Raw genomic sequence first — 7403 nt, 5'->3', positions numbered from 1 at the left:
GGGGCAACCGCAACTGGGATCCTTACCTCACAGACACCGTGCGCGAATTCGCCGAAAGGACGGGAGGTTCACGATTCCTTGCTATCGACACTTCCGCGTATTCTTGCTACTCCTCGTGCCGCCAGTATCGTGAAGATTTCGCCCACACCCAAAATGTCTTGGCCCAAGAAGGTATCGAGGTATCTTTCGAGAAGATCCGCCAATACTACAACCATCCCGGCTTTGCCTACGCGGAACTGGATTGCGTGCATCGCGGACTCACTGCATTGATCCAGAAAGTCGGGGTACTGGATCCGCAGAAGCACCGCTTACTCTATGTCACTCATTCGATCCCTCTAGCAATGCAGGAAGCCTCTCAGCGGCAGACTGTTGGGTATCGTGAACAGCATTTGCAGCTGATCGAATGGATCAATCAAGAACTGGGAGAAAAGCAACCATTGAATGCTGAGCTTGTCTTCTGTTCTCGCTCTGGTTCACCCCAGACTCCGTGGTTGGAGCCTGATATCAATGATCGACTTGAGGAGCTCGCTAGCTCAGGAGTGGAGGGTGTGGTTGTTGTTCCCCTGGGATTCGTATCCGATCATATGGAAGTGAAATACGATCTTGATACCGAGGCGGCACAGACTGCCAAAGATCTCGGACTTGATTATGTGCGGGCAGCGACTGTTGGAATTGATCCGATATTTGTGTCGGGGCTTGTCGATGCCGCTCTGGAGCGGGCGGCTCAGTATCGCGGGGAAAGGGTCGATTCTCCGGCGGTCACTTCCGAAGGCCCGTTGAGCCCAGGTAGTGGATCCTGTTCTACGACGTGCTGCATGGGAAGGGCTCCGAAGCCGACAACACCTAACTGGGATTCTCTGACGGAAAGTAACTGATCCTAGCAACCCGAGGGGTATCTGCGGGTATGAAGCCTTGTGGAAATTAAGGTCAGTGCGGGTTCTGAACCATGTTGGTTCAGAACCCGCACTGACCTCCGCCAGTGTGACGTTGGTTGAGAAGAAATCGCCCCGCAGAGATGCTTCATTGAAACAAATCATCACGCACGGCCGTGGACGGCACACCATGGCGGCCCGTCATCTCATGCTGTCTAGCGGCTTATTTTTTAGCGCAGGTCGGTATCCACTGAGAACAATCCCCAACAGCACAATGGCCAAGCCTGGGAAGAGGCTCCAGACCAGCGGCTCGCCTAGGAATATTGCTCCGAGAATCACTCCCACAGCTGGTGTGACTTAGGTGGTCATCGTGGCATGGGAAGCGCCGCACATGATAAGTGTTCGCCCCTGGAATCGTTGTCACCGGGCGGAAACGCCGCGGGCTGATCCTTTCAATCCCTTATCGGCGCATCGAGACAGCCACTGTTTTCTGGTTTACAGGCTCACCTTCACGCGCTCACTGGGCGGCCACTCGCGGTGCACAGTTGACCTGATCGGATTCGTTGAATATTTCAGCGACTCGCTGATCCCGGTGGCATTGCGCTACAGTCCGCGGGCTTGAGCCAGCTTGCTGACGCGCAGACCAGTTGTAGTATCCAGAAGAAGAGACTTTTAGTAAGCGGGCCATTCGCCGGATGGAGTAGTTCTCCTTCTGAGCGTGCATCAGTTCGAACCGTTCGGATGTTGATGCTTCGACGCGAAGAAGGACGCAGCTTTTCCCAAGAACCGGTTGTCTTCCCGCAGCTCGAATACTTCCTTGCGCAGGCGTTTGAGTTCGTCACGCTCGGACTCATCTAACGCTCCGGGTGGGTTCGCCGTCCAGTCCGCGGCGGGAGCGTTGCTTTCTAACCCATGTTCAGCTCTTTAGCGACCGCGGTGATGGTTCGCACGGTATCGATGACTAGGCCTGCTGCTTCACGGCGGTACTCTTCGGTAAAGGACCTGCGCTGTTTTCTCATGTTGCTCATTAGTGACATCCTCTCAAATTTGGGATCGGTTGATCCCGCTTATTCGGGTGTCCACTAATTCAGGCTAACCTCAGACCCAGTTCACCTCACGGTAAGTGCCGGCCCATTATTTATTCCTGGTTCCGTGGGTAGCCTCCTGCCCACATGTGCACGAAAAAAGCCCTCCCGCTGCGCTGCTTTTCCTGCACACACGTGGACAGCAGGAACCAAACGACCGCCCACACACAAGCAACAAGCTGCGGTACCTGAATTCACTTGCGACGAGTGATCGTGGCCCGTGCACGGCCTCTAGGAATACAATCCCGCACTCGAATCGTCGACTAAACAAGAACAGAGAAGACCTTTACGGCCTCACTGCAAATCCCCTAAAGAAGAGACCGCTACTGAGATTTGCCGGATCGTCATCCAGCGCGGCCCGCCCCACTTCTTCGCCGGTGGACCGGTCATAACGCAAAATTCTGTAGGGAGAACCATCATTATTATCTGCCATAACGACAACCTCAGTATCAGTGAAGATCGCCTTGGATGAAGCGGAATTATCGCTATATCCTTCAACGCTAAATTTGCGTTCCGTATGTCCCGTCTTGATGTCCGTGGACATGATCGAATCCTGAGCCCCGTACCACTCAAGCTTTCCGTCCTTCAGTGACTGACGGGTTACTTGAGGAAGGCCCGTACCATCTTCACTGATGAAAGGGTCAGTCGCTTCATCTGAGCTCAGGGCCTTGCTCTCATACTTGCCGGTCTTGGTGTCCCAAATCGATAAAACGGCCTTAGCAGCAACATCCAATCCACCTCGTCTCTCGTCAGAGATGTAGTAGATCTTTCCATCAAGGCATGGCGCATCATTGAGTACCGCGCCCTCTCTAGCCCGAGTACTGCTACCGACAACTTTCTCCTTGCCATCGTTCGTGCCAGTTAATTGGCTGAGAACCAAAGGCTCAGTATCAGGATCACCCGTCTTCGAATATGGACCGGTAGCCAAACCTATCCCGAAGACCTCCCCCTCGCACTGAGCAGCAATGAAATAGCTACCTTCAACTTCGGCTAAAGAGCTTCCGGAACTGGTAGTGGTCACAACCTGAGTCGTATACCCAACATCGCTGAAGCCCAGATTATAAAGTCCCACTGCAGTATCCGATGTGGTGGCAAGCATGGCGTATTGACTATCAGTCTTTGCATTCTCAAAACTCTTCAAACCGTCGGCATCAAATAGATAGTCAGTTTTCATGTCGCTGAAGAACAACCCCTTATCTGTCCACTCCATCGTGCACATGTCCATGCCCCACGTCTGCACTGCCGAAAAAGTACCATCGCTATCTGCCAGCACAACCTTGCCATCGCGACTTTCCCCATCCATGTCACTGCTCGCAGCACTGAAGCACAGTGCGTATTCGGCATCGCCTAGAGACTCGGCTTTTTGGGACGTTGGATCAGCTGATGAACAGCTAACCAGGGTAAAAACCGTGGTCGCCACTGCCGCTGCGGTGATGATACGACGTGTGTAAATCATGGAATGTTCCATTCTGATACAGAGTTTGGGCCGGCCCAATCCCAGGCCGGCCCAAATACTAGTTTCCAGTACGTTTAAAGAGTCTTGTAAGTCACCGTCTTTTTGGAATCTTTGATGTTGTAGGGGTAAACGCCCAAACCGCCATTGCCGTCCAGATCAATCCCCGTCGCAGCCTTGTAGGCCGCCCACACCAACTGCGAACAGTTCATCTTCGAACCGGTCGTCGACTTGTTCACGGCAAAGTTGGAGTTATATCCCTTGCCGCGCAATTTGTTGAAGGCATGGTTAGCAGCCTTGCCTCTGTTGGTCGATGTAGTTGACACGTATTGCTTCACCGCGCCCTTACCTACCTTCACCGAGCTGCTCACGATCGATCGACTGTTCTTTCCAGTCCCGGGAGCTTCCACAATAGTTGCGGTTGAGTAGTAAATTCCTGTGTGGCTATGCTGAACGAAGAGCGTTGAAGCGGGAGAGACGAAAAGATCACCTTTTACGCGTCGCAGCGCCTAGGGTGACAGTACCGCTGCCTCCACTACTGCTGGCGACCGAAGCGCCGCCTCGACTAGCCAGAGAGCCGACCGATTTTGCTTCCCTCACCGAAGCCTTGCTCTCAGCCAAAGCCCGATTAGCGGCTTCATTCAAACTGATGTCTTCATCCTGCGCGAATTCACTCGGTGAATCCCTCAGTTCGGTGACCGAGGTTCCATGATTGAGACTTGCCAGCTCATTCAACGAACCGTTCCCCGTATCAGCCAACGCCGGCATAGCCGAACCAATGACCAGCTTGCTCGAAGCGGCGATTCCCGCAGGCATATGCGTTATTTTCAAAACACAACCCCTAGCACGTAGCAGTGATGATCCCAGTAAGCCGTTAAACATGAATATAATGAAGCGCAAAAAACGCATAACGCACCCACGCACATTCAACGATTAAGATTCCTGATCTGAAAAGAAATAATATTTCAGATCAGTGGATAATATGATCCTAGCTTTAGGTACGTCACCGCGGAAGACTCTCTGGAAAATTTTTCGCAGATTTTTATATATGTTCACGTCAGGCTTCAAACCAACCCCACCGAAGCCTGAGACAAAACCACCGGGAAGAACCTTCAGCAATGCGCTCCAACCAAATACGCGTGATAGCCACCCATGCACTAATCTCAAAAACGGTCGTTTCTGGTTCCTGGGTTGATCCGTCGGATACTTTCCTCTCAAACCCGGTACGGTATCCACGCTTATCTCTGGCGATATCAGTTTTCAGGGAGCAAAAAGCAGCCTCCGACCCGCGATTCGGTGACGTCGACGGGCCTAGGCATCGCAGCGTCTCGGTCCAAACTGCGGGCAAGGTTTCTCACTACTGCAACCTGCTCCTAAAACAAAAGTGTGGTCCATTCAAAGAATGGACCACACTATCGGGACCTTGTGACGTGACTTGCAAGGCAAGGTCCGGACCGTCAAAAATTATTTCTGGCCGGTGATGTCTTTTGCTGCGTCTTTCGCGTGTTCGCCGGCCTGCTTCGCGCGAGCTTCAGCCTGGTCCTTTCCTCCGTCGGCCTGCAACGAGGGATCGTTCGTGGCCTTGCCAGTTGCTTCCTTGGCCTTGCCAGCCATCTCCTGACCCTTATTCTGAATCTTGTCACCCAAACCCATGATGCACTCCTTTTCGTTGAATTACTGGATAGAAAAACTGTAGCGACCGCAAGCACATCTCGTTTCAGGCTTGACGTTTCCTGATAGTCGCCAGGCTCGGGGGACGCCCCTAACCTCGCTACTACGAATATTCAAGAGTGATTCCAGCCCTTTCGCTCACGCTTGCTGCGGCGCCAAAATCACCGGTTCCAGCGCCTCCAACACCACTGCCTACACGGTCAGCTCCGTAAAAGTCGACTGGCGACGAATCGGTGTCGGACCAACAGGTGGGGCGCACCCGAGGACCTAAAGGATCTACGAGCAGCGCCGCTGCCCAAGGGCACTGAGGAAGTCCCCATCGCCGAGCACATACCTGGCATGACCGGCGTGGAGACGCGTAACCACAAGTAGGTGATCGAAAACGACATACAGCCGGCCTCATAGTCGTAACGCCCCACAAAGGCAAAGGGCGCGGAAATCGCAATTCAGGCAAATTCCGCTGCCTTATTGCCCACACCTTCTGGACTACAGATCCAAGGTCGCTGAATCCCCTGGACGGGCCGGTTCTCCGGTGACCTTGCCCTTGACCCAACTGGTGGCCAAGCTCAGTACCCCGCCGGGATTTTCCCAGTATTGCGCGGAGTCGGATTCCATCTGGATGAGCACGATCTCCGGGGATTCGGGCTCGTGGCTGAAGAACGTTGCCACCGCCGAATTCCACAGTTCCTTCTTCTTGGCAACATCCGTGACCAGCTTGGCCTTGCCGCTGAGCGACACCCAGCGCTTGTCATCCGAGAATGCAGCGTTGACTTCCGGATCTTTGGAGACCTGCTCGGCCACATCCGAGGAAGCGGCGGTGAAGAACCACACGTCCGCGTCGCTGCCCACCTCGGTGACGCTCAACGGACGGCTTTCCAGCCCGTCTGGCCCATGCGTCGTTAGCATCGCAATTTTGGTGTCCTTGATGATCTCGACGAGCTTTTCCACGTCGTCGGTGTGTGTTGCTTTATCGTGCGCCACGGCATTCTCCCCTTGAGCTCGTCCGTCAGGTACCCTCTCCACGCTACCGCGCCCTGGGCACAGAGCAACGGGCTTCCAGCGAAGGCTCAGGTTCTCCTAACGGTCCGGAACCCCTATCGGTCACTGGAACGGCGTCTAAGGTCGTGATCGAGTCCGAGAATCCGGAACAGGATGCCATGAGCAACGCTCAGAATTACAACCTCATCAAAGAACAGGGAGTGAGCTGAATTTTTCACTCCGTGCCTCACCGCTCGTTCCCTGCACGGGCAATCTACCAAGGCATGCTTGTAATGCCTCGTCTGAAGGAATCGCCCCAAGCTCACGCAAGGCCTTCTTTTCCGCGAAAGCAAAAATAACGCCTTATTACCCCGCCAACCGGATCCTTGACTCAACGTAGTGTGAGATCTTTTGCCTCCTACCGACTGAACATGGCACTAAGCAGAGTCGCGTTCGCTCCCTTTTGCGCTCCCCACGGTTAGGCTTCGTCTCGAGAACCGGAAATTGAATGGGCTGGAACATCAAGATTCTCTACATCCGCAATCAGTTCGGATACCGATGGATAGCGTTCTGATAGATTGTGCGCCACACATTTTTGAACAATACGGTCCACATCGTTACTACCAATGGCTATCGATTGACGTCCAGTAAAGATGAAGGAGAGGACATGGCCAATTGCGTAGATTTCGTACAGAACACTGTAGTCTCGAAAGTTATCCAGCGTCGGGTCAAGGATTGCCCCACGCATTTCCGTGTGAGCACGGGTAAAGGTGGATTCATGCTCTTTGACCAGGCCGAAGTCAGAGAGCTTGACTAAGACGGCACCGCTTTCGTACACCTTCATCAGAACATTTTGCAGGCTGATATCGCGATGCAATAGTTTTTGACTATGGATATAGCTCATACCGTAAAGGAACTGCAGGGCTATCCGTTTCCGGGTTGAAAAATGCAAGTTGTTGTTGCGTTGGGAGATGTACTGACGCAACGTTGTATCACAATGCCCCATTCGATATTCGTTGCGTGATTCGTCGTACTTGGAGACCTCAAGAATGTAGGGCAAGCTGAGATTCTTCATCACGTCGAATTCCTTGCGGAAACTGAATCGTCCGGGGTTTTATGCCGTTCTTATTTGAGAGAATGGAAAGCATGCCCAAGCAGTACACCCCAGAAGTCAAAGCCCGCGCAGTGGCCTACGCCCTAGAACGCCTTAACCGATACAAGTCGGTCTATGCCGCGTGTGCTGACATGGCACCGAAGCTGAATGTCGGTAAAGAGACCCTGCGCCGTTGGGTCCCCGAAAAGTAGTCCAGTGACTATGTGAGTACTCGTGTCCGACAATGGACA

7 protein-coding genes and 2 pseudogenes are annotated in these 7403 nt (G+C 53.3%); 2 read left to right on the top strand and 7 right to left on the bottom strand.

Annotated elements, in window-relative coordinates:
- The coding region (locus tag FJV47_RS13375) for a ferrochelatase (RefSeq protein WP_159613856.1) at positions 1–875 on the top strand (875 nt) is incomplete at its 5' end.
- A gap of 385 nt (positions 876–1260) precedes the next feature.
- Here FJV47_RS13375 and FJV47_RS13370 read toward each other — a convergent pair.
- The 7 genes and pseudogenes from FJV47_RS13370 to FJV47_RS13340 all read right to left on the bottom strand — a co-directional run.
- Positions 1261–1900: pseudogene (locus tag FJV47_RS13370) on the bottom strand (IS3 family transposase); the annotation flags it as partial.
- Positions 1901–2243: 343 nt separating this feature from the next.
- Entirely contained in the window at positions 2244–3413 is a 1170-nt protein-coding gene (locus FJV47_RS13365) for a hypothetical protein (RefSeq protein ID WP_159613854.1), read from the bottom strand.
- A gap of 74 nt (positions 3414–3487) precedes the next feature.
- Complete coding sequence (locus tag FJV47_RS13360; protein ID WP_159613858.1) at positions 3488–3916, bottom strand: YiiX/YebB-like N1pC/P60 family cysteine hydrolase; 429 nt, start codon at positions 3914–3916, stop codon at positions 3488–3490.
- Positions 3897–4226 (bottom strand): hypothetical protein, encoded by a 330-nt coding sequence (locus FJV47_RS13355; protein ID WP_159613852.1) that lies wholly within the window; start codon positions 4224–4226, stop codon positions 3897–3899. Before FJV47_RS13355 ends, FJV47_RS13360 begins: the two co-directional genes overlap by 20 nt.
- Positions 4227–4874: 648 nt before the next feature.
- Complete coding sequence (locus FJV47_RS13350) at positions 4875–5063, bottom strand: CsbD family protein (RefSeq protein WP_159613850.1); 189 nt, start codon at positions 5061–5063, stop codon at positions 4875–4877.
- A gap of 504 nt (positions 5064–5567) precedes the next feature.
- The gene (locus FJV47_RS13345; RefSeq protein WP_159613848.1) at positions 5568–6062 is read right to left on the bottom strand and encodes a pyridoxamine 5'-phosphate oxidase family protein; all 495 of its coding nucleotides are present in this window, start codon (positions 6060–6062) and stop codon (positions 5568–5570) included.
- A gap of 475 nt (positions 6063–6537) precedes the next feature.
- A pseudogene (locus tag FJV47_RS13340) lies at positions 6538–7146 on the bottom strand (protein kinase family protein); the annotation flags it as partial.
- 59 nt (positions 7147–7205) lie between these two features.
- On the opposite strand from FJV47_RS13340, the gene FJV47_RS13335 reads away from it, so the two are divergent.
- A complete protein-coding gene (locus FJV47_RS13335) occupies positions 7206–7364 on the top strand; it encodes a hypothetical protein (RefSeq protein WP_159613846.1) in 159 nt (52 codons plus the stop codon).
- The last annotated feature ends 39 nt before the right edge of the window (positions 7365–7403 follow it).

The organism is Glutamicibacter sp. JC586, from assembly GCF_009805585.1.
Lineage (GTDB): Bacteria > Actinomycetota > Actinomycetes > Actinomycetales > Micrococcaceae > Glutamicibacter.
The sequence above is the reverse complement of the archived record's forward strand: the minus strand, read 5'-3'. Positions and strand labels throughout refer to the sequence as shown.

Coding starts and splice junctions, on each gene's coding strand:
- FJV47_RS13365 (WP_159613854.1), bottom strand. CDS start 3,413: ATGATTTACACACGTCGTATCATCACCGCAGCGGCAGTGGCGACCACG.
- FJV47_RS13355 (WP_159613852.1), bottom strand. CDS start 4,226: ATGCCTGCGGGAATCGCCGCTTCGAGCAAGCTGGTCATTGGTTCGGCT.
- FJV47_RS13350 (WP_159613850.1), bottom strand. CDS start 5,063: ATGGGTTTGGGTGACAAGATTCAGAATAAGGGTCAGGAGATGGCTGGC.
- FJV47_RS13335 (WP_159613846.1), top strand. CDS start 7,206: ATGCCCAAGCAGTACACCCCAGAAGTCAAAGCCCGCGCAGTGGCCTAC.